Origin of the sequence: Bacillus sp. JJ1122 (assembly GCF_036964885.1) — a bacterium.
Classification (GTDB): Bacteria; Bacillota; Bacilli; order Bacillales; family Cytobacillaceae; genus Mesobacillus.
In genome coordinates, this window is the sequence record NZ_JBALQL010000029.1 from 199,924 (window position 1) to 225,860 (window position 25,937).

Sequence of the window (25,937 nt, forward strand, 5' to 3'; positions counted from 1 at the left end):
CTAAGCAAACCATTTAATGTAAACGCCGACAGCAACAAAAGATAATACAATCACAACAATATAAATAACAGAAAGATTAGTCGTATTTTTCACCGTCGCGTTCCTATACCCTTCATCACTTTTACCTGCTAATAACAAGGTAAAAACAAAGGAGGCAACGACAATAAGAATAACTAGAAATATCCCTAGCTTCATAATGCACCTCTTGCAAAGAAACATGTTTTTTTATCATTATAACCATTATATCAGAAACACAGACCATCCACTTCACATAAAAATTCCTCATCCAATTTGGAAAATGGGGGAACACGGGGACGGTTTCCATGTTTCCACATGCTTTGCCCTAATTATGAATGGCTAGCCTTCCAAGCGGGCCGTCTTCTTTGATTATGTCCTGAAGTGAATAAACGGAGATTGGGAACATTGGGAATCCGAATGCGTACGGGGTGATATCATACAGCTGGAAATAGATGACGAGTGATTTGTCGGCCACATAGAAATCCTGGTCAGGCCTTATCGCAGTAAAATCGCTGATCAGGAAGATGTCACGCTCTTTGATTTGCAGTTTGACCAGCTCAGAAATCCGGCCGATATAGTCGCTTCCTGGTTTGAAAAAGTCCTTCAGACTGCACTTTTTCTCACCCTTAAGATCGAACGTCAACGCCTTAATATAGGTCATCGGATGGGCAGCATGAAAATGGTACGTATTGTTCACCAGCGACAGGCTCAGTACCTCCCGTTGGTTGTTCTTGATTTCATAGGAACCGTTCATCCACTCAACTGTCGATGGAGAATCCCCCGCTTGCGTATTAATCAAATTCTGCGTTTCTTTCACAATGCTTCGATTCATGAACCGCTCAAATTGGCGATTTTTCACCTGGTAAACATGCGGATAACAAACCTCACGATCAGGGCCATTCCCGATTCGAAGCGTATGGATACCTAGTGGCAGCGTACATGCCATGGCCAACACCCTCTTTTTCATTACCCTATTCGCAGGCACTACTTTGGGTGATTGCCTGGAACATGGGGAAGGTTCTCATGTTCCACTTTGGAACGCGAGAACCTTCCCCATGTTTTTTTCAAACTACCCTGTCCTTTTCTCCTCTAACTTTGTATATAGAAGGTGAAAGGAGGTGAGACAAGATGGCATTAGCGATGTTGAAGGATTCATCAATCAGGCTTTCATTCGAAACGGGAATGAATGAGAAGGGCGAACCGATCTACAAAGGCAAGACTTACTCTAATGTGAGAAAAGAAGCTACTGCAGACCAGGTAGACCAGGCTGCGAAGGCACTAGGTGGTCTTAGCGCGAACTTGCTTAACTCTGTTGAGCGGAACGACAGCTTTGAAATCATCTAATTCTACAACTAAATAATAGAATAGGAGGTGAATAACATGGCTAAAACACTAGAATTGCAATTTGTCACCGATCTTGGCAAAAACACCAAGCTTACGGTAGATAACCCGAAGGAACCGATCGATCCAGCAGCAGTCAAGCTTGCGATGGAGCAAATCATCGCTTCCAACGCATTCCAGACTCCAAGCGGTACCCTTGTTGCCGTTGGCAGTGCCCGCGTCATCGAACGTAATGTAGCAGAATATGAACTTGTCTAATGAACGTCAGCCGGTCTTCTTCAGGGACCGGCTTTTTTTGTAAAATAACCCCAAAAGGAGGAAGCGCAAATGGAACAGTTGATTCCCTTCATTAGTGACGTAGGATTCCCGATCATTGTGACCCTGTATCTGCTTCATCGAATCGAAGCCAAGCTCGATACAGTCGTCCAATCGATTCAAAGCCTGCCCGCCAGAATGCAGGAGAAGGCATAACTTGACCCTGCGACCATCTCTCTTTATAAAAGCGGGATGCTAAAAAAACCTTTTTCTTATCTAAAAATTTATGCCCAAAAGAAAGCTGCCGGGATCATCCCAGCAGCTCTTGTAATTTTCCGATGCACTAATCCCTCAACCATTTTTAATGGAAAAGACAAGTGGAACCTTGGGACTCCATATTTTCTATTAAACTCCTAATTCTGATCTGCATACCTCCACCAAAAAGCTGTGGCCATCAATCCTGCCAGGCCTGTTATAAAAACAATGACATAGCTAATAGGTTCAATCGCCATTTCACCACTGCCGTCCATTCCACTGGCCAATGCCGGAATCGACCATGGCACGTATTGTCCGTAGCCAGTAGCCGCAATGATTTGAGCGATGATCATGGTGAAAATGACATAACCTAATGGTGATAAATACCCCTTGCCAATGGTAGCAAAAAACCCGACCGGTGCGGATATCAACAGTGTCAGGACGGAACAAACAAAGAATACTAGTGTTCCCTGCTTCAGCAGCTCGGATGAGTAGCCAGGAATGTCAACCTGATGTCCAACTACAAGCGCTAAAACAAACACGATCATCGAAAGCATCAAACACCAAACAAACACAACGATAAATTTTGAAATAACAATATACTCGCGCAGGATGGGCAAAGCAAGCAAATCTTTCATCGTTCGATCAGAAAACTCCCTGCCGAAAATCCAGCTCATCACAAACCCAAATGCCATTAAGCCGCCAATCGATATCGCCTGGGCAATCAGCCCAAAATAGGATGGCCAATCCGCAGACCCTGCCAGCTGCGCCTTCGCTGAAATAATCCCCATGTTCTGCGCGTTTTGGGGATCCTTTAAAATATACATGAACAGCCCGCCGACAAACGGAATCATCAGCATGGCGAGCATCGTGATGAAGGGAACCTTAGAACGAAAGAACTTTTTGCCCTCGACTGATACAGCAATCGCTAATTCACGCATGGATTTTCTCCCCATTCTCGATCATCCGTAAAAAGTAATTCTCCAAATTCTCTTTGTTCACTTGTAAAAGAGTGGGCGGACAGCCTGCCTCAACGAGCATGGAAGCGACCTGGTCAGGATGTTTGACTGCATGATCCCCGTTCACTTCTAAGTAATCTGAGGTCACGGAAAAATCGTACCCCTTTTTTCTTAATATTTCTTTCATTATTTCTTTCTGTCTTCCATCGACCACCAGCGTCTTTTTCAGCTCGTTTTCCAGACTGGCAGCATCCATTTCCCTGACCATTCTGCCATTGTGGATAATCGCAATATTAGTCGCCATTCGCGACACCTCATCAAGATTATGGCTTGAAACCAAAATCGTCACACCTTCATTTTCTGCCAGGTCTTTCAGCAGCTCCCGCACTTCCACAATCCCTGCTGGATCCAGCCCATTCGTCGGTTCATCAAGAATCAGGATTTCCGGTTTGTGGATGAGCGCTTTCGCAATCCCAAGACGCTGCGCGTTCCCAAGCGAAAGATGCTTTGCTTTTACCGAGGCATACTGTTCTAATTTCAATAACCCCATAATCCACGAAATCCGGCTGCGATCCTTCATGCCCCTGAGCTTCCAGACAATCTCGAGGTTTTCCTTCACCGTCAGTTCAGGGTAGGAGTACGGCGTTTCCACGATGTAGCCAACAAGATTCCACATCCGCACATTCCCCGCCGTCACTTTCTCTCCCCGTATAAAACATTCACCCTTCGTGGGAGCGATCATGCCAAGGAGCATGCGAATCGTGGTCGTTTTTCCAGCTCCATTCAAACCAAGGAAACCGAAAATCTCCCCTTTTTTCACCTGCAAGTTAACCGAGTTGACCGCAATCGTTTCTCCATACGCCTTCGTTAAACCAGAAGCATCGATGACTTCACTCATCCCCAGCATCCTCCCCCATTAATTGCAGCGCAATTCCATGAATCAACATTTTCAAAGCCCCGTCAAAATGCTCCTCGCCAATTTCCTTCACATGGAGCATACTCAGAAAAATCGCCCTTAAAGAAGCCGCTGCGACATGAGGATTACTTCCAATGTTAAAATCACTAAATAAATTTTGGGCAATCAGATCATCAAACGAATGATGACGAGCAATCTCCTCTACAGGAATTTTCCTCATCAGCAAATCCATTTCTCCATTCTGGATGATATTCATTAAAAACGAATGTCTTACCCGCTGATAAAGACTGTAAAGAAATTCACTAAAAGCTTCAGCAGTCCGTTCACCGGACCCCTGCTGCACACTCATACCCTCGGCCATCAGCGAGACCTGAAACTCCTCCAGTACTTTAAAAAACAAGATTTCCTTAGAGGGGAAGAATTGATAAAAAGCTCCCTTCGAGATGCCAGCCATTTGCACAAGCTGATCCACCGTCGTCTTCTTCACACCATACTTCCCGAGACAATCCTCCGCTGCCCCCATTAACCTATTTCGAATCAGTTCTTTTTCACTTTCAGTAAAAGCAGTCGCCATCCCAAACCTCCGCACTGTATGACCATAATTGTTTTTATAGTCACAGAGTAACATAATTAACCACCAAAACGCAATATAAACACGGGGACGCTTCTCATGCCTCATTCCGAAGCATGTGAAGCGTCCCCATGTACCATGTCAGTTTTTATCAAAAGATATCGTAAAGGATGTCCCAATATTTTTTTGACTGCTAACTTCAATGGTTCCATTGTGATTTTGGATGATTTTATAGCTAACCATAAGGCCTAAGCCATTTCCATCCTGTTTTGTCGTGAAAAAAGGCTCTCCTAATTTTTTCGCCTGTTCTTCATCCATCCCAACCCCATTATCTTTAATGGTGATCAGAATATTATCGTAAGACTTTTCTAGGGTAATATGAATTTTCCCGCCGTTCGGCATCGCTTCAATGGAATTTTTGATTAAATTTAAAAACACCTGTTTTAATTGAGATTTTTCCCCTAATATCTTAACTTCCTCTTTAGGAAATTCGAATTCCATTAGGACGTTCTTCAAGATTGCTTCGGGTGCAAGAAACTTAATGACACCACTTAAAATGGCCGTCAAATCACACTCACTAAAATAAACCTGATGAGGCTTGGCGAAAACCATGAATTCACTAACAATCAAGTTGATTCTCTCAATTTCTTCAATAATAATATCTGTATAATTTTGTCCAGCACTGCTTTCGTTAAGCAATTGTACAAATCCACGGATCGATGTTAGCGGGTTGCGTATTTCATGAGCAATCCCAGCTGCCAATTCCCCAATCATGGCAAGCTTTTCCGCTTTACGCAGGCTTTCTTCCGTTTTCTTCTTTTCTGTTATGTCATATTGGATGGAAATATGTTGATATCTTTCTCCATTTGAATCAAGAAAGGGAATGATTGTCGTATCTAGCCAATATTGGGAACCATCTTTTGCCTGGTTGACTATTTCCCCCTTCCAAACCTCTCCTCTTCCAATTGTCTCTAACAGTTTTTTGAAAAAGGCAGGAGGATGGAAACCAGAACAAAATATAGTATGTTTTTTTCCTATTAATTCTTCTTCAGTATATTGATAGATATTGCAAAATTTATCGTTCACATAGGTAATTCGATCTTCTTTATCGCTAATTGAAAAAATAGTAGCTTCATTTAAGGCTCTCTTAAGATCAGCAAGCTCCCTATGGGTAATCTGTAAATCTTGATTCGATTCATTAAGAGCAAATTTAGTGAAGGATAAGGCTTCATTATAGTGGGTAAAAAGTGTACGAGAAATGAGCTGATAGAGAGGTTCTAGTATTTTTATGACATCAAAAAGGGTTTCAGCCGAGATCCTTTTGCCCATGAATTCACTTTCAAGTAAATTCATGATCGTTCCTCGCGTGCGATAAATGAAATTGATGGCCTGGTCCAGTGGTACCATTGAATTAACTGACTTTACCCCGAAGACATCCGCGAAAGTGAGTAAAGTATTTTTGTCCTTATCGCTTGAAGTGATCAAAAACTCCCCCAATAAAAAATAGAGACTTTTTTCCGAATACTGTAAAGATCCTAACTGGCTTAACAAATAGGTATACTGCTCCTTTTGATCCATTCGATTATCCACGATTTGAGCCGTAAAATGTCCACCTAATTCCTTAATCTTCCCGCCAATAACTTTTATTTGTCCATTCATTTCGACCCTCATATTATCTAGTATTTTTATACTATATTTAGACAAATCCAACTGATTATCCTTCTTTTTCGTGAACATGGGGACGGTTCTTGTGTTCCATGTTGGAACGCAAGAACCGTCCCAACGTTCCAATTGTCACAAAAATGACACACCCACCACTTCCCTGCCATGTCCTTTTCAACCGCCGGCTTGTATATAGACGGTGAAAGGGTGGTGCATTTACATGCATATTAAATCTACTAATATTGAGAGTTTTGCAGAGTATTCACAATTCGATTCACTTCGGGAATTCAATAACCATTTTGAAATGTGGATGGCGGATAAGAAACATTACTTCACGAAAGGCGAGCTAATCGGGCTGAAGAGGCTGGCTCGTTTTGCGGCTAAGGTTCCAGGTGTAGCCAATGCGAAAATTGGAACCGTGCTGAAGGCGATATACGAGGAGTATGGAGAAATAGGAATGATTTCGCGATCCACTTTTAAAAGAATGATCATTAAAGCAAGCAAAATCGGGATTTTCACCGTCTATGAAACCGAGCGCAAGAACGGGTCACAATCTAGCAACCTTTATGTATTCTGTCGCTTTCCTATGAATGAACCACTAACCGAGGAAAAATTGAGCCACCATAATAAAACAATCATTCCTTCTAAAACTAACATTAAAAAGAATAATAAACGTGAAACAACGCCTGTTCAAAATGAATCAGCTGAAGATTCGCTAAGAACAACCGAGACTGCTGGCATGCATGAAACCGCAGCATCTAAAAAAGAACCTGAATACCACTTGTTTGTCAGCGATCGAGTACCAGCAGCATTTGTGGGATTGGTAAAATATTTCTTCCCTAAGGCTAAAACGATCGAAGAGTTCTGGCGAATGAGCACGATCTCCGCTTACCGCAACAACTCTGAGAACGATAAGGACAGAATGCTCACTGTTTCCCTGGATTCCTTTAAGCAGCTCGTCCGCAAGCTAAAATCGAAGGTAACTGTTAAAAATCCAGTTGCCTATTACACCGGGATTCTCAACAAGAAACTTCAGGAGATGTATTTTGCGGACCTTTTTGAAATGGGATTTTCTGAGGATTTGGTGCAGGGAAATGCGCGTTAAAAGGAGTTTTGGGTGCCGGAAACATTGGATAGGCCGGCAGGCGCCGTGATGGCCGATCGGCATCTAGGTTTTAGAAAAAATCGGAATTAGTGGGCGACGCCTATACTGCCGATTGGATTCCTATAATCACTTCAACCGAAAAAAATGTGCGTCTCTACTGCCGATTGGATACCTATATTCATATCAACCGGAAAAAATGGGTCCCTAAACTGCCTATTGGATTCCTATATTCACTTCAATCCGGAAAAAATGGGTGTCTATCATGCCGATCAGCACATCATTCGAAAATAGTAAAAGAAGCCTCACCTGCAAAGGTTACATGTACTGCCAAAAACCAGTACACGCTTTCCCGTAAAAGAATTCACAATGCCTATGTATGTAAATCGATAATGAACAAGATTCTGAAGGGGGAGAAAAAAATGAACTGTAAATACTGTCACTCTAAGGTTAAAGAACATTATCGGGTTAACCAGCGGGGAGACTATTTTTGCAACGACGACTGCTATGACGAATATTGAACACACAGAACAGCCACCCGATGATTTTTCACATCCATATATTGATGACTATGAGTTAATGCGCAGCAATTATTTAGACTGGCTTGAACGCTGGGAATCGGATTTGGCCCACTATAAGGGAGCAAAACTGGCGTTAAAAAAGGCGGCAATGCTGGAAACGATTGATGAAGTTTTTGAGGAATACCGGGATTACTTTATTTCCGAGGGAGATGACGGAGTGTTTGCCAAAGAAATTTACCTTTACCTTTTAAAATTCGAGGATTTAAAAAAGAGAATCACTCAGTATGCAGGTTGATTCAAAAAATCCACCTCACAATCAGTGAGGTGGACCCTGTCATCAAAAAGTGAAATGGAAAAATTGGAACACAAGAACCGTCCCCATGTTCACCCGTGTTACTCTAATCCAGCGTTCTCGGATGCTATTCTTGTGAGTGCTGACCAATCGTGCTTTCCTCTTCCCTTTGCTACTGAAGCGAGCAGGGAATCGTGCAGCAGGCTTGCGAATGGCATTGGTGCTTGTTTAGCGTTCGCTTCCTCGAGCACCAAATTGCAATCCTTCAGGCCAAGTTCCAGCTGAAAGCCTGCGGGTTCAAATTTCCGGTTGGCGATCATTGAACCGTATCCATTGTAGACGGTGCAATTAAATAATGTGGACGCATATACCTCTGCCGCCACTTGCCGGTCGATTCCATTCTTCTCAGCCAGATTAAACGATTCAGCCATCGCTTCCATCGCCGCCATAATCATGAAGTTGCCGCCAAGCTTGATCACATTCGCGTTCCCCGGTTCCTCACCTAGATCGAACACACGCTGGCCCATTGCCTCCTGAACCGGCTTTACTCGCTCTTTTGCCTCATTCGGACCTGATGATAAAATAAACAATTTCTGTGCCGTGGCTGCATCCGGTCGGCCAAAGACAGGAGATGCGACATAATGGCTATTGTGCTTTTTATGAAATTCAGCAAGCTTTCGTGAAGTATCCGGTGAAACGGTACTCATCGACAAATGGACGCCTCCCTCACCAAGCTTGTGCCCGAAACCTTCATCACCCATTGTCACTTCTTCCAACGCTTGATCGTTAGATACCATCGTAATGACAATGCCGCCAGGAACGGCCACATCTGCCAGATCTTCAACCAGTTCCGCCCCTGCCGTGACAACATCACTAGCTTTTTCCGGGGTACGGTTATATACCTTAACGTGATATCCTGCCTTTAACAAACTCTTCACCATTGGTGCACCCATATTGCCGAGACCAATAAAACTAATGACTTTTTCCATATCCTCGCTTACCTCCAAATCACGCAATTTTGTTCCTTTGATTTTAATACATTATGAACAATTTTGTTCATTTGGAGTCTCGGTTGAATAATGTAAAAATACAAAAGAACCTAATCCACCATTAGATTAGGTTCTCTTGGATCATATACTTTTATGCTCATTTATAAGCTGCTTATTTTCCCTTTTCAAAAGCTGCCACATCGGTATATACGTAATGCAAAAAACAATGAGTGCAGCTACTTCTAGATTAATATAATACATAATCCCACTGCCAAAAAAGCTCAGGATCGTCTTTGATTCTGTTGGACTCGCTAAATAGAAGAAATTTGTATCGAGCAGGATATTCAGGATAAAAATAGGAACGGCTATGATATTGACAACGAGATAAGAGAATAGGATGGCTTTTCGAGGAACGCGATATCCTTCAAAAAGGATAAAATACAAAGCGGCAATTGGAATGGCAGAATGGTGAAGGAAATATTCGATAAAGTGAAAATGAGGAAAAACGTAGGTCATTTCAGGTGTAACCATGGCTAAAATCGCAGGCAGTGTGCCGATAAAATATAAGACATAAAACCCTTTTACACTCTTCTTCAAAAATAAGTACATTGCCAAGAACGAGCTCATCGAACACAGATGTAATGGAAGATCACCGACATCCCATTGCCCAGTCAGAATGAGCCATATATGCGCAGATACCTCACAAGCAGGCAAAGTCCAAAAAATCGTCCACTTTACTACATTCTGATGAGGTTTCAGCTTTTTCCGAAAAAGCACCATGGCGAGACAGACAGCAAAGAAAAACCCAAGCGTAATCAAGTGCTGCGCCGAAAACAACTCAAAACCCTGCATACCAGTAACAGAAAACATGATGTCATCACCCCTCGCTGAAAAAATAAAAATGCTGTTACCTATATTACTATGCAGAGAAGCAAAGGGACGTACCCTTTGCTTCTTTCGTTTTCAAAAATTCTGGGGAGTGAAAGCAGTTAAGGAATTATGTCTACCATGCTCGATCCATCCAAGCAAGTGGACATCACTCATTTTCCGAGAATGGAAGCACAAGAAGCGTCCCCTTGCTTCTGTGTAGCAGGAATTCCGATTTATATACAGAATACAAATAGGGAATGAAACTGAACTGGAGGTTGTTATAATGGTTGCAACACAAGCGATTTTGGCATGGACTTTTATTTCGGAATGCCCAATTCCTAATGATGTGAATGACTTATTGGTGGAGGGAGAAAAGGCGGTTGCCGCTTATAAAACAATACGTGACAGCGCGGTTTTCACAAATAAGCGATTAATCGTAAGGGATGCACAAGGCCTGACAGGTAAAAAGGTTGAGATCTACTCTCTGCCATATTCCTCAATCAATATGTGGTCATCGGAAAACGCGGGGAGTTTGTTTGATTTTAACGCCGAGGTTGAATTATGGACAAGAGCGGGCCATATCAAAGTAAATCTAAAAAAAGGCATTGATGTTCGCAAGTTTGATAAATTGATTGCAGAGGCACTCCTATAACCCTAATAAAAAAGCATTCCTTGTCAGGTAACATGGAATGCTTTCTTTTATTCTATATAACTCTTTTTCCAATAAAATGAGCGATTAAAACAATAGGGATTGCCAGTAAAACAAAAGGCAAACAGGTCACAATCGTATCGCAGTCAATGATCCGCCTCTCCAATAAAGAGTTTAACATAATCAAAGTATAAGGCAGGACGAGAAAAACGGAAGTTACAACCCCTGGAGTGATCGACCTGAATAAAATCGATTGGCCAATATGGGTAAAGACGTGAATAAAGAAAACTAGAATCACGGCTGTGAAGAAATGAATGCTCGCGGCTGTTCCGCCGTTCAGATACTGGTTTGCCATGAAAGTTGAACTGCTGACGAATAGAAAAACGATCAACACGGCTACAGACATCTGGGCAGTCGTCATTGAAAATTGTTTCACTACTCTTTGCGCCATTCTTGCCGGCAATACCTTTGCGACGGTGTTTGAATGTTTATCAACCCATCTTTCTAGCATTATAATTTCTTCAAAGTCATGAAAAATGAAGACGATTGGAAATAACCAAATCAACGTTTGGATATCCATGAGCTGCGCACCCTACCTTCCTCCTAATTTGCTCAGAATCTATGACTGTTCGATTCTCTTAAACCAGAGATTTTTAAAATCAACCCACATTTTTGAAGTGAACGTGACCCCCTCGAGCTCTTTGTCATAGGATGCCTCTACCATCTTATGCACAAGAAAAATGATCACGCCCTCAGATGCTAAATACATCTCCAGCTTTTTCAACAGCTCTTTCCTAACATCCTCGGAAGTCTCGGACTTGATTCGGTCAATCATGTTCCTTAACTCCTGTTTAATACTTGTTTCAAGGAAAGGATAGATAAAACCTTTTTCAAACAAGATTAAATCCAGAATGGAGATTATCCCTTCATTCGGTGTAGCTTCAAAAAGGAGCAGGTCCGCTCTGGCAACCATGCTGTCCGTGAGAATTTCATTCCAATCGACAATCTCTACTGCGAGATTGATTCCATGTTCCTGCAGCATCGATTGAAGCAGTGCGGCATCGTCTGCATGCCGTTTATAAGTCATAAGGGTTAGTTTTTCCTCTGAAAAAATGACATCAGATTGCGAAGGGATTTCGATTTCCAAAGGAGCCATATCGTCTTGCTGAAAGCCTGAAGCAGGCGATAGCCGTGGACTGCCAAGCGTGACCAGCTTATCCCGGTCAATCACACTGCTAAGATACCTACGAAGGCTGACATTTTGCAGCGGACCTTTTTTAGCCGTATTTACGGTTAACACGTTCGTTCCAGAAAAGATGCTGCTCTGTGTGTCCCACTTTTTCTCAACAGCAGCCTCTGTTTCGCCCGTTTCAAGGGAAAGTTTTTGCTGCAATTGCCACTCCTTCATCTCATCGCTGATTCGGATGATTTCCACTCTGTCAAAATAAGGTCGAGGCTGGAAATGGGCTTCGAATGCTGAGAGTACACAAAGGTCCTGATGATACTTTTCAAGCTTGAAAGCGCCTGTGCCGGTAAAATGGTCCGGTTCGACAATCACCATCGGTGTACTGGAAACAAAGTGGAGAAAAAGATGGTTCGGTTTTTCCAGCCTGAACCGAATCGTGTATCTGGAAATCACTTCAGCTTCAACGACATCGGCAACCAGCCATCTGTGAGGCGAATCAAAGAGTCGGGACACCGAGTCGGCGACGATTTCCGCTGTCAGCTCTGCCCCATTATGAAATTTCACTCCTTTGTGTAAAAAAAACAACCACTCCGTTTTTTCATGATTCGCTTCCCAGGCACGTGCAAGACAACCAGTGAATATCCCTTTTTGAACATCATATTGAACAAGAGGCTGATAAACCTGCAGGATCAAATGCGCATCTAAATCGAAGACGACCCGCGTTGGATCATGAGTGGTAATCGGCCGATAAATAGGGAATCGCAGGATTTCCAGCTCTTTCCCCTCCTCATTTGCCTGTTTATAGCCGAAATAATTCGATGTCCAATTCAGGATGTATTCCTCGGCGCAGGTTCCTTCCCCAAACTCTTTTACAATTTCAAATGCTTTTCCTGTTTCATTGGAGCTCAACAAGAACTGAACCTGACTGAGCAAGCAGCTTTCAAGGGATGTTTTGAACACCAGCATCGAGGCATTCCCTCTCCCCCTGCCCGGTTGGAAATGCAAAAGTCCATACTCCTCCAGCTTTGAAATAATTAGCTTCGCATTCCGTTCAGTGCAAAAAAACAGCTCTGCCAGTGTCTTCATTGTCACTTTTATTTCAATGCCCTCACCATATTGCTGAAAGGCCTTTCTTAAAACGAAAAAATAATAAAATTGGGATGGATTCATAATACAACTCCCATTTCATGTTTTTTCCATCATCTCAAATAAATTTGCCGTAAAAAAGAGTAAAGATGAAAAAAATATTTCAGCTTTTAATCTGTGCCACTAATATCCTAAAACCCGAAAAACTTTTCTGATCTTTACGATTTTTACTAAGTTCTTTTCAATTTAAGATGAACTCGCAGGAAAAATTTTTAAGAAAAAGGAGTTCATTTTATGGCAATGGAGTACGCACAACCAAAAACAAGCATCTGGAAATACCGCAATTTTACATTCTTGCTGTCAGCCAGCCTGCTCTTGAGTATCGGCAATAAAATATATGAGCTGCTGCTGCCGCTCATTATGTACGATTTATCAGGAGGGTCGCCGATCGTGATGACGTCGATGCGAACGGCTGAATTGCTGCCGAATTTGTTTTTCGGCATCTTTGTGGGGGTCGTGGTCGATCGGGTAGACAAAAAGAAATGGGCACTTACGATGATTTTGCTTCAGGCTGCGGGCTTAACTGTTGTATACTTCATGTTTGGAGCAAAGATTGAGACGCATGTACTGTTCTACCTGCTTGGGTTCATCCTGATGACGCTCAATTACGGCTTCTTCAATGTACAGGTTAGTCTTGTAAAAGCCAGTGTACCGATGACGTTTCTTACAGAAGCAAACTCCAGGTTCTCATTTGCCGAAACCTTTGTCGGCATCATGGGGCCAGTCTTCCTGGGGATTGTCCTCATGGCCGCCGATAAGACGGAAGGATTGCTGATTACCGTCTTCCTTTATCTGGCCGCCTACTTATTAATCCATAACCTTGTACTGGATGAACCGGTCCAACAGCAAAAACGTCAGTCCTTCTGGCTCGATTTTAAAGAGGGCTGGCACGCATTCAAGGGAAACAGGGCACTGTGGATGATCACGCTGTTTATTATCATGGTGAATTGTTCGGGAATTGTCGTTGGCAACACGATCCTCATCTTTGGAACCGCCGATTTACAACTGCCGACTTCCACATTATCCATCATGCTGTCGTTTGGAGGAATGGGCGGGCTGCTGGCAAGCCTGTTGATTAGCAGACTCCGGCAAAAACTCAACCTTGGGCCGCTGTTTGGATTTTCGATTTTACTAAACGCGATGGCCTACCTTGGCTTACGTTTCACGACCGAGCCAATTCTGTTTGCTGTGTTCCTGTTTCTAAATGGATTTGCCGTCACCGTGTATCTCGTCTGCGCCTATACATTCCGGCACGAGCAAACCCCAGTCCAATTGATGGGCCGCATCGCCGGACTAACCGGAACCTTCTTCCGGATCGGCATGCCCGCCGCCATGCTCTTCTCCGGCTGGATGGTCACCTGGTGGGGAACCGACTCCGTCTTCGCCAGCGCAGCCGTTTTCAATCTAGTTGTATTTCTTATATTCAAGCAGACAAAACTGTGGACAGAAAAGTGAAGCAGAGGGACGTTCCTTTTGCTTCTTTTCATGGGGACGGTGAAGCAGAGGGACGTTCCCTTTGCTTCTTTGTGGATTAGCAGTCTAATGCGCCCAGCACCGAAATCCTTGTAATTTCCCTAAAAAAAAATGGAAGCATAAGATACGTCCCCTATAACACATTCTCCAAAAAGATTTGCACCGCCAGCGCCAATGTGGTCACCCTTAAAATTGGTTTTACATATTTCGGCTTCAGTTTGCCCGCAATCCGAACGCCAATTTGTGCTCCTGTCAATGACCCGAGCATCAATGCAATAGTCACAGGCCAGATAACGGCACCTGTGGAAATATAGGTAATTGCTGCACCTAAGCAACTCGAAAACGTGGCAAGCCGGACATAGCCGACCGCTCGAATGTAGGCAATGTTCAAATGCCCAAACAAGTAAAGCATTAGCGTTCCTTGCCCTGGTCCAAATAGTCCGTCATAAATCCCGATTCCGTATAGCCCGGTAACACTTTTTCCCGAAACCTTTAAACGCTCATCCTCCGAGAAATTCCCCTTTCCTATAAACGAGGCAATAAATGCAAAGACCAGAAGGAAGAGTGCCAAGATATACATGTCATCACTGGCAATTTTTGAAGCAATGAATCCGCCGCTCACCCCGCCAATCATGCTGACGGGAATAATCCAGAACGATTCCTTAAACGTTAATTTCTTTTCTTTATAAAGATGGAAAAAGCTTGAGAAGGAACTGACCGTATTCGAAACTTTATTCGCTGCGATCGCTGAATGCACCGGGATTCCCAAAACAAGCATCGCTGGCAAATTGATCAAGCCCCCTCCACCAGCCAGGGTTCCAATCGTCGTTGCACAAATTCCGATGAAAAACAGAATAATATAATCCATTTTTTTACACCCCCTGGAATTATTATATTCTCGTTAGAAGAATAAGAAAATTTAATGTTTTTGATTAAAAGTGATAAGAAAAAATTATAAACTGAAGCAGAGGAACGGTTCTGGTGCTTCCTATTGACCTGTAAAGAAGCACGGGGACGTATCTTGTGCTTCCTTTTGGCCTTTGAACATTCATTCCTCTCCAAAATAAAAAGAGGCAACCTTTTTTACAGGATTGCCTTCACCGCCTCAGAATTCTACATCGGTTTTCCTGGTCCATTATTCTTCAAACTCCCCTTTTTCCTGATTACAGCATGCATGACCGGCAATAATATCGCTTTTGCAGGAATGCCGATAAATTGGAACATGAAAAACATGACATAAAACCAGCCAACTCCCTGGCCAGTATATTCATCTTCCTTATTGAACTGGATACTGAGGAAGAGAGATAGTGCGACAACCGCAATCGGTCCCAACGTCAGCAACAAAAAGTTTCCGAATGTTTTCCAGCCGGCTTTTTCTGTAGAATACTTCGATATCCTAATCTGAAGGACAAGACAGCCGAACCAAATTCCGGCAATCATAGCCATTGCCAATAAAAAGAATAAATAGCCCATCTCACAACCTCCGCATTTAAAAACGGTAATATACAAGGAAACCATGACTCTACTAATCTCTCAAACCAAAAGAACAATTTGCCCTCAAATTAACGCGTATGCCAATTAATCATTAGCCCTGTTTACTCTTCCTTTTTCGGTTATTAGCGAAAAAAACAATGACAGCTGCTATGCATGCAATACCTAAAGCCATGTACATACCAAACTCTATATCTATATTACCTCCACCGCTTCCTCCCGCCATTCCAGGTCTCGAATCGACATTCTTATATCGTTCGATTACGATTTCCTGATACTCCTTTACGCTTTTTTCTTCCGCCATTAATTTCTTTGTTTGTTGAGTCAGCGGCTTTACGGTTTTCCCATCGTATACATACCAGCCATCTTTCGGTGCCTCAGAGAAAACCCACTCGCCAGCGTTTAATTTATGCAATTCTTGAGCGATGTCTACTCCATACCCGAATGTAGACATCTCAAATTCTCCTGAAGCTTTTTCATAAGTCCCGATAACATTTACTGGTATACCATCCTGATAGACGACTGCAATGTATTCCTCAGTCTTAATGATTCCATCGGCCCCAATCTTTTTTCCCTTCACGAAATCCTTTGTAAAAGTATATACAGGATGAAGCGGACCGAATATTATATTCTCAGAGTTGGGGTTTAGATTGAAGTCCCCCGCAATCGAGGATTTTAGTTCATCCTTCACGATCTGTCCAAAAAATGTATCAGCAAATTCCTGTGCACCCTCCGGAATTCCATCTTCTGCACTTACAGGTGTAGCCATCCAGAAGACTAATGACATAATCAGCAATAATTTCCTCATCCCATAACTCCCCTTATAAGTCCGATTACATCCATCTTTCCGTTATTAACCTTTGTTCGGCGGACGATATCTTACCTCTTAAAATTCTGCATCCTCCCTTTAATTTCCTTTTAAAAGCAAATGACCAGGAGCACAGGGACGTTTCCTTTGCTTCTTTTTATTCAAGATGGAAGCACAAGAACCGTCCCCATGCTTCCAAGAAGGGAATCTTTCCCTTTTAGTAGACTATCTTAGAAAAAGCGGGACGGGTTTGTTAATGCTTTTGGAGGTGTTGGTATGAAGAGCATTATGCCATTTTTGGCATTGATGTTTATGGTGAGTATTGTTGCGGGCTCGTTCCCTTCTGTTACAAGTGCGTGTAAATGCGTTGAGCCGCCGACTGCGGCAAGGGAATTGGAGCGGTCCCAGGCTGTATTTAGCGGGAAAGTTTTGGATATAAAAGATAAGCGGAATTCAAAAGGATATATAAGTAAATCCGTCCTCTTTGAAGTCAAGAACACTTGGAAAGGCGTAACACAATCACAAATCATCATTACCACCGGCCAAGGCGGCGGGGATTGCGGGTTTACTTTCACAAAGGGGCAGGAATACTTGGTTTATGCGAATGAATCAGAAATGTACGGAGCTAAAACCCTTGTGACCCTCATATGTGACCGCACAAATGATTTGACTGCTTTAAAAGACGATTTGCCGATCCTTGGTGCAGGAAAACCTCCAGTTGAAAAAGTTGATTTGAGCCGCCGCGAACAGGATGGAAATCCACTTTATTTATGGGCAGCAGGTGTTGTCGTCAGCGGAGTAACCATCTTTTTACTTTTAAAATTTCGCAAAAAGAAAGGAAATCACCAATGATTGAAGACTTGCGTCGCTCTATCCGTCATCTTTCCGAAAATGATGCCAAATCTCTTTTACTGCAAACGATGCTTCGGTTAAAAATGGTTCAGGAAACTAATGAAGACCCCGGGCAGATAATAGAGGATTTATCATCATGGTATAACGAAATGGAGACCATCCTTCAAAACGATCAGGTGGTTGAACGAGATTACAAAACAGTCCATCTTGTCTGCGGGGAATCCGCTGCCGGATCATTGCGGTACACATTTGGGCATGAGCATAAGGTAATCGGCTTTCCTGACTTCTTTGCAGTTGGTCCCATTGAGGAACTTCATACAGAAGGTGGACGCGAGCGCCGATTTGAATGGCTCCGAGACCATCTAAATTATCAAGATGATTATATTGAAACAGTATATGAACGCGGATTTTCAGACACCCTCTTGGAGATAGAGGCTATCCCCCCTCATGTTCCCATTGTAATCTGGACTGCCGAAAATGCAGATGAACAAACGGGCATACGTTATCTTTTTCACTTGCTAAAAGAAAAAGCAAATGACATGTACTTAATCAATACCACCATAGCCTATCAGGAACTATTCAATACGGAAGAGTATCAGTATCTGTACTCCCATACCGGCGGGCCCGAACCAGAAAAAATAAACGAGATCTTTCAAAAGAAATTATCCAGTCCTTTAACTGTTGAGGAAAGAAGACGATACGAGACAGAATGGCTGACCCTTGCAGAGAGTAAAGAAGTGCTGCGGATTTGGAAAAATAACACCATCAAAGCTGTAAACGAAGATTACTTTGATGAATTCATCATCTCAGTTGCTCAAAAATTACATACGAAACAAAGAGAAAAGGACTTTATCAAAGCACCCAGGATCATTGGAGAAGTCTATGGCCGAATCGACCAGCATGTTGGCGATGCCTTTTTAGAAGACAGACTGCGAGCTCTTGTTTATAAAGGCTTTTTCGAGATAAAAGGAATTCCGAAGGGTATGCGGTATTATAGTGTGAAGCTGAAATAGTAAAGCATGGGGACATTTCCTGTGCTTTCTTTGAAGCACAGGGACGTGAAGCACAGGGACGTGAAGCACAGGGACGTACCCAGTGCTTCCTATTGCTTCAAAAGCGTTAGAAGCATAAGATACGTCCCCATGCTTTGAATTATTAGTAAAGTTATATATGATGAATCTAGAAGATTATCATTAGGAGGGTGTTACGATGGAATTAACGGTTTATTTGGCAGGACAGATTCACGATGATTGGCGAGATCAGGTGGCAAAAAAAGCAAAGGAACGAAATCTCCCTTTAACCTTTGTAGGACCCCAAACAAACCATGATCGTTCCGACCAGATCGGCGAGGAAATCCTGGGAGAACAACCTGGAAATTACTATAAGGATGACGCCGCGTCAGATATAAACAACTTCCGAACACAGGTCTTAATGCAAAAATCTGATATCGTCATCGCCCTATTCGGCGAAAAGTACAAACAATGGAACACCGCGATGGATGCCACCACCGCAATCGCGATGAACAAACCTACGATTATTATTAGGCCGGAATCATTGATTCACCCGTTGAAGGAACTGTCTAATAAGGCGAATGTGACAGTTGAGACGGTGGAGCAGGCTCTGGATGTTGTTGGATATATTTTTGAATAGAAATTTGGAAGCATAGGATACGTCCCTATGCTTCCTTTTGTTTTACAAGTGATTCAACCTTACTGGTGGTTTCTTCTAGTTTTATATCGACTTTCCTGGCTTCTTCTATATGCTCAATGATTAATTCGTTCACTTGATCAAAGATGGATTTCGTGTGTACGATTTCATCAACTACTTGTTTGGAGCGTTCATTTTGTTCGTGGATCGTCGTCAGTATTCCCTCTACTTCCACTTCCACTTGTTTGGTAACGGATGAGATAAACTTCATACTGCTGGATGTTTGCATGCTTAATTCAGATGTTTGATTAATTAACTCCCTGCTGGTAACGGTTGACTCAATCGTGTCCTTTATATCCCTTTGAATATTTCCTGTCAAATGGCTAATATCGTTGGTACTTTTCGCTGTACCCTCTGCAAGTTTCCTCACTTCTTCGGCAACGACGGCAAATCCCTTTCCATGCTCACCAGCCCTCGCCGCTTCAATGGATGCATTCAAGGCAAGAAGGTTCGTCTGGTCGGCAATCTCCTTTATGACCTGAACAATCATTTGTATTTCCTTTGATCGATTATTCAATTGATTCATTTTTTGATAGGTTTCACTAAGCCTCTCCCCAAGCTGTGAGATGACCCGTTCCACTTCCTCGACAAGAAATGTACCTTCATTTGATTTCTGCACCATTTCTTTCGCTAATTCAATCAAATTGTCTCCTTTAGAGGACAATAGCTCTGCGTTTTCAACTGAGGATTGGCTAATTTGGTTAACCTCGTCAAAGTGACTTTTTATTTGCTTCACTTTATCGCCTAATTGATAATGCTGGTTATTCACATGCTCATGCTGAGCAATCATTTTTTGCAGCCCTTCATTAAAATTCTCCAGAAAGGTTTCGTAAAAGGCTTCCTTCTCCTGGGACTCCGATAGAATCTGATCAAATTGACTTTGTAACTCTGTCCTCGACTGTTCCAATTCAGCGATTCGTTTTCTTGTTGGAAACATACATAACCCCTACACTTTCCTAAAAAACATAAATTAATTAGCAGTATAGCAATTTTGCACTGTGTTTATAGTGATATATATCACGGGGACGTATCCCAGTGCTTCCTTTTCACTTCATAAGCGGAAGAAGCATGGGATACGTCCCCGTGTTTAAAAAGATGGAAGCATGAGAAACGTCCCCTTGCTTCACCAGTTTGCGTGGTACAGGATATAGTGGGTTTGGAAATTGAAGTTTTCGAGGAGGTCTGCCAAGATGTTTTTGGTTCGATCCGTTTCATAGAAATAGTAGGAGTCATAAGAGGTACTGCCGAAAAAAGGTCCTGGCCTTGCCGGCAGAACGTCCCAAGGGGGATTATCTCGAGCAAGCACTTCGAGGCACTTGTTATGGAGTTCAAAAAGCTGGTTGCTGGTCACTTCATAGTGTGACATATCATCTTCCCCGCCCTGGATGGTCTCTACAAACCAATGGTGAATCCAGTTGGCTTTCCGCCAATATACAACGTCTGTGAACATACTGCGCCACTTCATATCAAACTCTTCAAAATGTTTAATATGCGGTTTAATCTTTTGATAAACCTCACTATTTTCTTGTTCATGCTGGCGCATGTTGGCATTAGCCATTAAAATTTCATCCAGTTCCATCCCCTCAATTCTGGGCAAAGAACGCAAATACATATCTAGTCCCATGATAAAGCCTCCTGAATATATTTTAGAAGCACAGGGACGCACCCTTTGCTTCCTTCAGACCCATAACTATCTGATTATCGCTTTTTGGACTAAACTTCTTCTTATTATTTGAAAAAAGATTAGTAGATTTGAAGATTGAAAATAAGAGGATGTTAATTAGGAGTGGTTATTATACTTTGAAAACCAAACTTGGCGGGATGCCCAAAATTCGGGCAGCTTGACGCTGGGAAAGTCCATCGATGTTTTTAATCTCCCTCAAGATCATATCGCGCTCTGTTTTACGCAGACTTTTTACCTGAGCAATTTCTGTAGAACCAAGAATTTCTTCCATCTTCAGCTTCGCCGCCTCATCCGGGAGCCTTCTGCGACTAAAAGGCCGATCTTCCATACACTCATCCTGGTGCGTTTGTTCATTAAATTCCTTAAATTTCTCAACTGCAATGGAAAAATCATCAGAGAACATTCCTAAAGCTTTGTTCTGATCAAGCAAGCCTACGGGAAAGTAAGGTTGTTCATAGTATCCGGCGCAGCTGCTCCACTTCCACTCATTCACCCGCATTACCATTCCGGCCTTAACAGGATTCTGGTGGATATACCGAACAACCGTGCGAAAATAATCGTCATTCTCAACCGTTTCGCTGTGATATCGATTCTGAAAAAGGTGGCCGGCCGTTTGATACTTATCATTGTAATACGATACATAGCTCACACCGATCCGCTTCATGGTCGTACCAAGCGCCTCCTCCCCCTCTTTTATGAGCAGATGCACATGATTGTTCATCAAACACCACGCATAAACTTTAAGCCCCAATTTATCTTTATATTTTTTCAAGATTTCAAGGAACTTCCTATTGTCTTTATCATCATGAAAGATCTCCTGAAGATTCACACCTCGATACATGACATGATAAATACCACTAGTACTTTTCTTCCTAGCTTTACGAACCACCCTCATCACCACTCGTTAAAATTAATTAGGAATTGATTTTCGTTACAGTGCAGAATTAGAAGAAGTGTTAGTACAAAAAAGAGGAAAAAGAAGAGTTAACAGCGGGTCCAACACAATCATATTACATTCAGATTCGTTTTACTCTATTATTTTGAAAAGTTCATATACCTGCCATAATTAGAAGCAGAGGGACGCTTCTTTTGCTCAGGAAGCACAGGGACGTTTCTTGTGCTTCCTGAGCAAAGAAAAGGGGGACGTACCCTGTGCTTCTTTTTCATGAAAAAAGAAGCATAAGGTACGTCCCTATGAAAAATTAATCAATTGTTTTTAAAAGTTGTTCCACTTGTTTTTTAAGTGCAGGTATCTTATTTTGGACAACATCCCAAACAATTCGATAATTGATGGAGAAATATCCATGTATCATCATATCCCTCATACCGGCCATCTTTCTGAGGATTAGCTTCACGGATTTCATCTGGAATGTTCTTGGTTGCTTCTCCTATCACTAGAATGTTTTTAATTACAGCGTCGGAGACTAAATCGTTATCTATTAAATCGTCATAAGATAGCCCTTTTGTGTACTTTAACACCTTATTAGCAGCAGTTAATATATCCTCCAGAAAGACCTTTGGCTCCCTATGCATACTTAGCGCTTCCTAAAATGCTTGGCTTCAGAGCAGGTTTGATATCGTTTATAATGACTAAATCGACAGGTTTTTGGAAGGTATCTTCGAGGTAAAACTTCAAATCCATATAGTTATCAAAAGATAATTGACTATCATTAAATTCAACAATCACATCAATATCACTGGAGTCTTTTTGTTCTCCCCGGCTATACGAACCAAACAAGCCAATCCGCTTTACGCCGTATTTTTCACTCCATGTATTTAGATTTTTTGAGAATACATCTAGGATCTCTTTTTGTGATACCATCCAATCACCGCCATTTCCTCGTTTTCGTTACATACATTATAACATCCCTCTTTTTATTTATTCGCCAGAGAAAGAAAAAAGCCTTGCTCTATGCAAGACTTCTGCCATAAAAATAATCCTCTTCAATTTTCTTCTTAAGGAAAAAAGCTCAGATTTACTAGAAGCATGAGAAACGTCCCTATGCTTCCTCCTTCTTAAAAAAGAAGCATAAGGTACGTCCCCATGCTTCACTCTACAGATATCTTCACAACGTCGTCTAAATATTTCATTGTGTTATATCCGGAAATAACAAGTTTTTTCGGAGTGACATGGCTGCCGTCAAACCTTATGTTTTGAACGGTAACGAGATAACGTGGCTGCTCTAATTTTTCATATGCAAAACGGTCTATATTCAAATCGTACTCGACCCCATTTTTATCAACGAGCACTCCTTCAGAGTCCATTTCAGTTGAAAGAGGCTCGTTTCCATTTTCATCCACTATATTGATATGAAGGGATTCATAGGCTCGATTGTGAAATTCATGATTGCTAATGACAATGCTTGTGGGCGGTCCAGCTTCCACTTTATCGATACTGATGGTGCTTCCTGCATATTCAAACGTCTGAGGATATGGCTTAGTTACATCCAGTTCGATGCTTTTATCGTCTTCAATGGTAAAATAAGCAGATTTAAATTGAATCTTCACCTCTTTTGGGCTTTCACCGTAAAGTGGGTCAAAATGTGTTTGGGAAGTAGTCCAATTCATGTCTTGCTGTAAATTTGAATAAGCACTGCCAAACTGGTCAGCCTTCACTTTTTTATTGTTCACTTCCACATTGTCAAACATGACAAAGTCGATTCTCTTTTCTGGCTTTCCCATTTGAATTCCATATTGCAAGACTGTTGCTGTAGGAGCAACGGTCAATTTATCGAATCGAATCGAGATTCCCTCAATTTCTGTTTGTTCATTCAATGCATATTCAATGGAAGGTTGTTTGCTTACTGGAATCTCAAAGTTCCACTCTCCTGTTTTATATTCATTGACCCTGTAATTGAATCCAATGGCTTCAGAGGAATCTGGAACCAATTTCATAAGATTTGAGATTTTAAGTTTTACGGTGCCAGTGTCCTTTTTGATCGGCCGCAAACCAACCCTTCCGTAAAACACATTCTTTTCATTTTTATTCATTTTCGCTTTAAGGTCAGGAAGATAAAACCGTGGATATGTTTCACTGCTCATGATGTCATTTTCGTTCTCCACAAAGAGGCCATCCCCATAATCCACAAAATATTGATTGTCTTCCTCTGTATCCTCAATTTTATAAAAAACAAGCGTCTGAAAATCATCCGCAACCACGCCCGTAATCTTGATTTTCACTCCCTCGCTTTCCGCTTCCATGTTCAACCTTTGGCCAAGGTCATGCTGCAGAAAGGCGCGCAACTGCTCGTCTTCCTCTGTCCATCCATAGTAGACGTAATTAAATGCGCCGGTAATGAATGCAATCCCGATGACAACGGCGAAAACACTTGCAAACACAAGTCCCAATCTTATCCGTTTTTTACTCTTCCGTTGCCTGTGCTTCTCTTTTTCAGTCAGCCTCTTTTTGACGTTCTCCATGAAAGGTGTCAGCTCAGGAAAACCGTTAGCCCCTTTGGTAAAATCCATTAATTTTACCGTGACATCCTGAAAGGTGGCCAAATCCTCTTGACAATCCTGGCAATGGTAAAGATGCTTCTCAAACTCAATTTTTTCCGGCCGATCCATGGATTTCTCCAGGTAATCGATGTAATTCTTTTGGTACTGTTTGCAGCCATGATAGGCTGATCCGTACAATTGTTTTCTAACAGACTGAACCCCTGAGAACAAAAGCTCTTTCATTTTAACGACTGGAACTCGGAGAATTTGCGCAGCTTCCTCCTGAGATAACCCTTTTACATATGTAAGGAGCATCGCTTCCTTTTCGGCATTTTCCAGGTGGCCAAGTGCCTGGAATAAATCCTGATTCCCTCCGGAAGCTTGTAGGTCGCTATCATCCGAAAGCTCTCTGCAGGTATCAATGAATATCGATGTAACCCACATTTCGAACGAAGTATCACTTTTATATCGAGGCAATTCCTTATGTACCTTTATAATCGACCGGTAAAAAAGCTCTTCCATTTGTTGCTGATTCCGAAGGTAAAACCAGCCTAATGTATAAAAGGATTGTTTATGCCGATCAAACCAATCGACGACTGATTCTATCCCTTTTTCACGTATAGCTACTATTGGAATGGAATCCGTTTTTGCTGGGATCAATTTGTTACCCCCTTTTTATCACGCTCTTCCCTAACTCTATTTTACCTTTAATTACCTATTTTGGTAGATATTTTTGGAATTTCCTGTAAAAAATAAGTCACGAAACAGTTCCGGTATTATCGTTTTAGGCCCGCTTCTTCCTTCAGACAGCGGGATAGTCCAGCTGTCTCAACCTTTGACGCATACTTGGGTTTTACATGGGTAAAATCAAAAGGACTACTCGTGAAAAGGAGGCAATAACCTTGAAAGAAAGCTCATCCACAGAACGGTACATGCCCATGACATCGACAACCAGCGGAATGATTGTAAACGTTGCGGAAGGAGTACACTATTTAACCGTTCAGATTGTGAACCTTTGCTTTGTACAGGTTTCTGCTGATGATTGGGTCTTAATCGATGCCGGCATGCCAAAGTCAGCTGATAAAATCATAGATGCTGCTGAGGAACTTTTCGGAGAAAACGCAAAGCCTAAGGCGATTATTTTAACCCATGGGCACTTTGATCATGTTGGCGCTATTATTGATTTGGTAGAGCGCTGGCAAGTTCCTGTTTACGCACATACATTGGAGATGCCATTTTTAACGGGCAAGGAAGACTATCCAAAACCTGATGCAAGTGTAGAGGGGGGATTGGTTGCTAAAATATCCCCAGCTTTTCCTCACGAAGGAATCGACTTGAACCCTCATATTCAATCACTTCCTGATGATGGAACCGTTCCAAATATGCCAGGCTGGAGATGGATCCATACCCCTGGCCACACACCAGGACATGTTTCGTTTTATAGGGAAAAAGATGGGCTGTTGATTGCTGGTGACGCATTTGTCACGGTCAAACAAGAATCACTTTATAGTGTGCTGACCCAGGAACAGGAAATAAGCGGCCCGCCTCGTTATTTAACAACCGATTGGGAATCAGCTCGCGCCTCCGTACAAAAGCTCGAAGCGCTGAACCCAAAAATCGCCGTCACAGGCCACGGGATTCCTATGGCTGCAGAAACATTACGAGAGAACCTGACAAAACTAGCAGCCGAATTTGATGATATAGCCATTCCTGACTACGGCCGATACGTAGATGGCGAAAGGTAGATAACGG

The 25,937-nt window shown here is 42.3% G+C and carries 29 protein-coding genes and 1 pseudogene; 11 read left to right on the top strand and 19 right to left on the bottom strand.

Annotated elements, in window-relative coordinates:
- Both V7201_RS17960 and V7201_RS17965 read right to left on the bottom strand, forming a co-directional pair.
- Window positions 1–195: a hypothetical protein gene (locus V7201_RS17960; RefSeq protein ID WP_335378127.1), complete on the bottom strand. Its 195-nt coding sequence runs from the start codon at window positions 193–195 to the stop codon at window positions 1–3.
- A 148-nt stretch (window positions 196–343) separates the two neighbouring features.
- On the bottom strand, window positions 344–964 hold the full coding sequence (locus tag V7201_RS17965) for a DUF3298 and DUF4163 domain-containing protein (protein WP_335378128.1): 621 nt from the start codon (window positions 962–964) through the stop codon (window positions 344–346).
- A 182-nt stretch (window positions 965–1,146) separates the two neighbouring features.
- On the opposite strand from V7201_RS17965, the gene V7201_RS17970 reads away from it, so the two are divergent.
- From V7201_RS17970 to V7201_RS17980, 3 genes are all read left to right on the top strand, one after another.
- Window positions 1,147–1,362, top strand: a complete 216-nt coding sequence (locus tag V7201_RS17970) for a DUF1659 domain-containing protein (protein ID WP_335378129.1) — start codon at window positions 1,147–1,149, stop codon at window positions 1,360–1,362.
- Between the two features lie 36 nt (window positions 1,363–1,398).
- Window positions 1,399–1,617 carry a DUF2922 domain-containing protein gene (locus V7201_RS17975; protein ID WP_335378130.1) on the top strand — a complete coding sequence of 73 codons (219 nt, stop codon included), beginning with the start codon at window positions 1,399–1,401 and terminating at the stop codon, window positions 1,615–1,617.
- Window positions 1,618–1,686: 69 nt separating this feature from the next.
- The gene (locus V7201_RS17980; protein ID WP_335378131.1) at window positions 1,687–1,830 is read left to right on the top strand and encodes a YvrJ family protein; all 144 of its coding nucleotides are present in this window, start codon (window positions 1,687–1,689) and stop codon (window positions 1,828–1,830) included.
- Between the two features lie 197 nt (window positions 1,831–2,027).
- Here the strand turns inward: V7201_RS17980 and V7201_RS17985 are convergent, their stop codons facing one another.
- The 4 genes from V7201_RS17985 to V7201_RS18000 all read right to left on the bottom strand — a co-directional run bounded on the left by V7201_RS17985 (window position 2,028) and on the right by V7201_RS18000 (window position 5,974).
- A complete protein-coding gene (locus V7201_RS17985; protein ID WP_335378132.1) occupies window positions 2,028–2,810 on the bottom strand; it encodes an ABC transporter permease in 783 nt (260 codons plus the stop codon).
- Window positions 2,803–3,726 carry an ABC transporter ATP-binding protein gene (locus V7201_RS17990; protein WP_335378133.1) on the bottom strand — a complete coding sequence of 308 codons (924 nt, stop codon included), beginning with the start codon at window positions 3,724–3,726 and terminating at the stop codon, window positions 2,803–2,805. The genes V7201_RS17985 and V7201_RS17990 overlap by 8 nt, the downstream gene beginning before the upstream one ends.
- A complete protein-coding gene (locus V7201_RS17995) occupies window positions 3,719–4,318 on the bottom strand; it encodes a TetR/AcrR family transcriptional regulator (RefSeq protein ID WP_335378134.1) in 600 nt (199 codons plus the stop codon). The genes V7201_RS17990 and V7201_RS17995 overlap by 8 nt, the downstream gene beginning before the upstream one ends.
- A 138-nt stretch (window positions 4,319–4,456) precedes the next feature.
- A complete protein-coding gene (locus V7201_RS18000; RefSeq protein WP_335378135.1) occupies window positions 4,457–5,974 on the bottom strand; it encodes an ATP-binding protein in 1,518 nt (505 codons plus the stop codon).
- Between the two features lie 223 nt (window positions 5,975–6,197).
- Between V7201_RS18000 and V7201_RS18005 the strand changes: the two genes are divergently transcribed.
- Together V7201_RS18005 and V7201_RS18010 are read left to right on the top strand one after the other, a co-directional pair.
- Window positions 6,198–7,082 carry a hypothetical protein gene (locus V7201_RS18005; protein ID WP_335378136.1) on the top strand — a complete coding sequence of 295 codons (885 nt, stop codon included), beginning with the start codon at window positions 6,198–6,200 and terminating at the stop codon, window positions 7,080–7,082.
- Window positions 7,083–7,586: 504 nt separating this feature from the next.
- Window positions 7,587–7,895: a hypothetical protein gene (locus V7201_RS18010; RefSeq protein WP_335378137.1), complete on the top strand. Its 309-nt coding sequence runs from the start codon at window positions 7,587–7,589 to the stop codon at window positions 7,893–7,895.
- 98 nt (window positions 7,896–7,993) lie between these two features.
- Here V7201_RS18010 and V7201_RS18015 read toward each other — a convergent pair whose 3' ends face one another.
- Both V7201_RS18015 and V7201_RS18020 read right to left on the bottom strand, forming a co-directional pair.
- Window positions 7,994–8,881, bottom strand: coding sequence for an NAD(P)-dependent oxidoreductase (locus V7201_RS18015; RefSeq protein ID WP_335378138.1), 888 nt, complete (start codon window positions 8,879–8,881; stop codon window positions 7,994–7,996).
- A gap of 141 nt (window positions 8,882–9,022) precedes the next feature.
- Window positions 9,023–9,751, bottom strand: a complete 729-nt coding sequence (locus V7201_RS18020; protein ID WP_335378139.1) for a YwaF family protein — start codon at window positions 9,749–9,751, stop codon at window positions 9,023–9,025.
- Window positions 9,752–10,034: 283 nt separating this feature from the next.
- On the opposite strand from V7201_RS18020, the gene V7201_RS18025 reads away from it, so the two are divergent.
- Window positions 10,035–10,403, top strand: coding sequence for a PH domain-containing protein (locus tag V7201_RS18025; protein ID WP_335378140.1), 369 nt, complete (start codon window positions 10,035–10,037; stop codon window positions 10,401–10,403).
- Window positions 10,404–10,455: 52 nt separating this feature from the next.
- Here V7201_RS18025 and V7201_RS18030 read toward each other — a convergent pair whose 3' ends face one another.
- A complete protein-coding gene (locus V7201_RS18030) occupies window positions 10,456–10,980 on the bottom strand; it encodes an HXXEE domain-containing protein (protein WP_335378141.1) in 525 nt (174 codons plus the stop codon).
- Window positions 10,981–11,019: 39 nt separating this feature from the next.
- A complete protein-coding gene (locus V7201_RS18035; protein ID WP_335378142.1) occupies window positions 11,020–12,756 on the bottom strand; it encodes an ABC transporter substrate-binding protein in 1,737 nt (578 codons plus the stop codon).
- Window positions 12,757–12,966: 210 nt separating this feature from the next.
- Here V7201_RS18035 and V7201_RS18040 point away from each other — a divergent pair, with 210 nt between their 5' ends.
- Entirely contained in the window at window positions 12,967–14,187 is a 1,221-nt protein-coding gene (locus V7201_RS18040; RefSeq protein ID WP_335378143.1) for an MFS transporter, read from the top strand.
- Window positions 14,188–14,338: 151 nt separating this feature from the next.
- Here the strand turns inward: V7201_RS18040 and V7201_RS18045 are convergent, their stop codons facing one another.
- The 3 genes from V7201_RS18045 to V7201_RS18055 all read right to left on the bottom strand — a co-directional run bounded on the left by V7201_RS18045 (window position 14,339) and on the right by V7201_RS18055 (window position 16,504).
- A complete protein-coding gene (locus V7201_RS18045; protein ID WP_335378144.1) occupies window positions 14,339–15,073 on the bottom strand; it encodes a sulfite exporter TauE/SafE family protein in 735 nt (244 codons plus the stop codon).
- Between the two features lie 245 nt (window positions 15,074–15,318).
- Complete coding sequence (locus V7201_RS18050; RefSeq protein ID WP_335378145.1) at window positions 15,319–15,678, bottom strand: hypothetical protein; 360 nt, start codon at window positions 15,676–15,678, stop codon at window positions 15,319–15,321.
- A 112-nt stretch (window positions 15,679–15,790) separates the two neighbouring features.
- Window positions 15,791–16,504 (bottom strand): hypothetical protein, encoded by a 714-nt coding sequence (locus V7201_RS18055; RefSeq protein ID WP_335378146.1) that lies wholly within the window; start codon window positions 16,502–16,504, stop codon window positions 15,791–15,793.
- A gap of 276 nt (window positions 16,505–16,780) precedes the next feature.
- Here V7201_RS18055 and V7201_RS18060 point away from each other — a divergent pair, with 276 nt between their 5' ends.
- The 3 genes from V7201_RS18060 (at window position 16,781) to V7201_RS18070 (ending at window position 19,006) form a co-directional block, all read left to right on the top strand.
- On the top strand, window positions 16,781–17,356 hold the full coding sequence (locus V7201_RS18060) for a hypothetical protein (protein ID WP_335378147.1): 576 nt from the start codon (window positions 16,781–16,783) through the stop codon (window positions 17,354–17,356).
- Complete coding sequence (locus V7201_RS18065) at window positions 17,353–18,369, top strand: DUF1835 domain-containing protein (RefSeq protein ID WP_335378148.1); 1,017 nt, start codon at window positions 17,353–17,355, stop codon at window positions 18,367–18,369. Before V7201_RS18060 ends, V7201_RS18065 begins: the two co-directional genes overlap by 4 nt.
- A gap of 196 nt (window positions 18,370–18,565) precedes the next feature.
- The gene (locus V7201_RS18070) at window positions 18,566–19,006 is read left to right on the top strand and encodes a YtoQ family protein (RefSeq protein ID WP_335378149.1); all 441 of its coding nucleotides are present in this window, start codon (window positions 18,566–18,568) and stop codon (window positions 19,004–19,006) included.
- A 25-nt stretch (window positions 19,007–19,031) separates the two neighbouring features.
- Here V7201_RS18070 and V7201_RS18075 read toward each other — a convergent pair whose 3' ends face one another.
- From V7201_RS18075 to V7201_RS18100, 6 genes and pseudogenes are all read right to left on the bottom strand, one after another.
- Window positions 19,032–20,000: a methyl-accepting chemotaxis protein gene (locus V7201_RS18075; RefSeq protein WP_335378150.1), complete on the bottom strand. Its 969-nt coding sequence runs from the start codon at window positions 19,998–20,000 to the stop codon at window positions 19,032–19,034.
- A gap of 186 nt (window positions 20,001–20,186) precedes the next feature.
- The gene (locus V7201_RS18080) at window positions 20,187–20,687 is read right to left on the bottom strand and encodes a hypothetical protein (RefSeq protein WP_335378151.1); all 501 of its coding nucleotides are present in this window, start codon (window positions 20,685–20,687) and stop codon (window positions 20,187–20,189) included.
- A 169-nt stretch (window positions 20,688–20,856) separates the two neighbouring features.
- A complete protein-coding gene (locus V7201_RS18085) occupies window positions 20,857–21,636 on the bottom strand; it encodes an REP-associated tyrosine transposase (RefSeq protein WP_335378152.1) in 780 nt (259 codons plus the stop codon).
- 313 nt (window positions 21,637–21,949) lie between these two features.
- Window positions 21,950–22,280 (bottom strand): annotated as a pseudogene (locus V7201_RS18090) (HepT-like ribonuclease domain-containing protein).
- Window positions 22,273–22,569, bottom strand: a complete 297-nt coding sequence (locus V7201_RS18095) for a nucleotidyltransferase family protein (protein ID WP_335378153.1) — start codon at window positions 22,567–22,569, stop codon at window positions 22,273–22,275. Before V7201_RS18095 ends, V7201_RS18090 begins: the two are co-directional and overlap by 8 nt.
- 227 nt (window positions 22,570–22,796) lie before the next feature.
- Window positions 22,797–24,845: a DUF5643 domain-containing protein gene (locus tag V7201_RS18100; protein ID WP_335378154.1), complete on the bottom strand. Its 2,049-nt coding sequence runs from the start codon at window positions 24,843–24,845 to the stop codon at window positions 22,797–22,799.
- Between the two features lie 242 nt (window positions 24,846–25,087).
- Here V7201_RS18100 and V7201_RS18105 point away from each other — a divergent pair, with 242 nt between their 5' ends.
- Window positions 25,088–25,930: an MBL fold metallo-hydrolase gene (locus tag V7201_RS18105; protein ID WP_335378155.1), complete on the top strand. Its 843-nt coding sequence runs from the start codon at window positions 25,088–25,090 to the stop codon at window positions 25,928–25,930.
- Window positions 25,931–25,937: the final 7 nt, after the last annotated feature.

Excerpts from the sequence above, each read along its gene's own strand:
- V7201_RS17965 (WP_335378128.1), bottom strand. The coding sequence starts at position 964 with ATGGCATGTACGCTGCCACTAGGTATCCATACGCTTCGAATCGGGAAT.
- V7201_RS18010 (WP_335378137.1), top strand. The coding sequence starts at position 7,587 with ATGACGAATATTGAACACACAGAACAGCCACCCGATGATTTTTCACAT.
- V7201_RS18015 (WP_335378138.1), bottom strand. The coding sequence starts at position 8,881 with ATGGAAAAAGTCATTAGTTTTATTGGTCTCGGCAATATGGGTGCACCA.
- V7201_RS17960 (WP_335378127.1), bottom strand. The coding sequence starts at position 195 with ATGAAGCTAGGGATATTTCTAGTTATTCTTATTGTCGTTGCCTCCTTT.
- V7201_RS18000 (WP_335378135.1), bottom strand. The coding sequence starts at position 5,974 with ATGAATGGACAAATAAAAGTTATTGGCGGGAAGATTAAGGAATTAGGT.
- V7201_RS18065 (WP_335378148.1), top strand. The coding sequence starts at position 17,353 with ATGATTGAAGACTTGCGTCGCTCTATCCGTCATCTTTCCGAAAATGAT.
- V7201_RS17990 (WP_335378133.1), bottom strand. The coding sequence starts at position 3,726 with ATGAGTGAAGTCATCGATGCTTCTGGTTTAACGAAGGCGTATGGAGAA.
- V7201_RS18040 (WP_335378143.1), top strand. The coding sequence starts at position 12,967 with ATGGCAATGGAGTACGCACAACCAAAAACAAGCATCTGGAAATACCGC.
- V7201_RS18055 (WP_335378146.1), bottom strand. The coding sequence starts at position 16,504 with ATGAGGAAATTATTGCTGATTATGTCATTAGTCTTCTGGATGGCTACA.
- V7201_RS18060 (WP_335378147.1), top strand. The coding sequence starts at position 16,781 with ATGAAGAGCATTATGCCATTTTTGGCATTGATGTTTATGGTGAGTATT.
- V7201_RS17975 (WP_335378130.1), top strand. The coding sequence starts at position 1,399 with ATGGCTAAAACACTAGAATTGCAATTTGTCACCGATCTTGGCAAAAAC.
- V7201_RS17985 (WP_335378132.1), bottom strand. The coding sequence starts at position 2,810 with ATGCGTGAATTAGCGATTGCTGTATCAGTCGAGGGCAAAAAGTTCTTT.
- V7201_RS18095 (WP_335378153.1), bottom strand. The coding sequence starts at position 22,569 with ATGGTATCACAAAAAGAGATCCTAGATGTATTCTCAAAAAATCTAAAT.
- V7201_RS18045 (WP_335378144.1), bottom strand. The coding sequence starts at position 15,073 with ATGGATTATATTATTCTGTTTTTCATCGGAATTTGTGCAACGACGATT.
- V7201_RS17995 (WP_335378134.1), bottom strand. The coding sequence starts at position 4,318 with ATGGCGACTGCTTTTACTGAAAGTGAAAAAGAACTGATTCGAAATAGG.
- V7201_RS18020 (WP_335378139.1), bottom strand. The coding sequence starts at position 9,751 with ATGTTTTCTGTTACTGGTATGCAGGGTTTTGAGTTGTTTTCGGCGCAG.
- V7201_RS17980 (WP_335378131.1), top strand. The coding sequence starts at position 1,687 with ATGGAACAGTTGATTCCCTTCATTAGTGACGTAGGATTCCCGATCATT.
- V7201_RS18050 (WP_335378145.1), bottom strand. The coding sequence starts at position 15,678 with ATGGGCTATTTATTCTTTTTATTGGCAATGGCTATGATTGCCGGAATT.
- V7201_RS18035 (WP_335378142.1), bottom strand. The coding sequence starts at position 12,756 with ATGAATCCATCCCAATTTTATTATTTTTTCGTTTTAAGAAAGGCCTTT.
- V7201_RS18070 (WP_335378149.1), top strand. The coding sequence starts at position 18,566 with ATGGAATTAACGGTTTATTTGGCAGGACAGATTCACGATGATTGGCGA.
- V7201_RS18080 (WP_335378151.1), bottom strand. The coding sequence starts at position 20,687 with ATGGGACTAGATATGTATTTGCGTTCTTTGCCCAGAATTGAGGGGATG.
- V7201_RS18005 (WP_335378136.1), top strand. The coding sequence starts at position 6,198 with ATGCATATTAAATCTACTAATATTGAGAGTTTTGCAGAGTATTCACAA.
- V7201_RS18025 (WP_335378140.1), top strand. The coding sequence starts at position 10,035 with ATGGTTGCAACACAAGCGATTTTGGCATGGACTTTTATTTCGGAATGC.
- V7201_RS18075 (WP_335378150.1), bottom strand. The coding sequence starts at position 20,000 with ATGTTTCCAACAAGAAAACGAATCGCTGAATTGGAACAGTCGAGGACA.
- V7201_RS17970 (WP_335378129.1), top strand. The coding sequence starts at position 1,147 with ATGGCATTAGCGATGTTGAAGGATTCATCAATCAGGCTTTCATTCGAA.
- V7201_RS18030 (WP_335378141.1), bottom strand. The coding sequence starts at position 10,980 with ATGGATATCCAAACGTTGATTTGGTTATTTCCAATCGTCTTCATTTTT.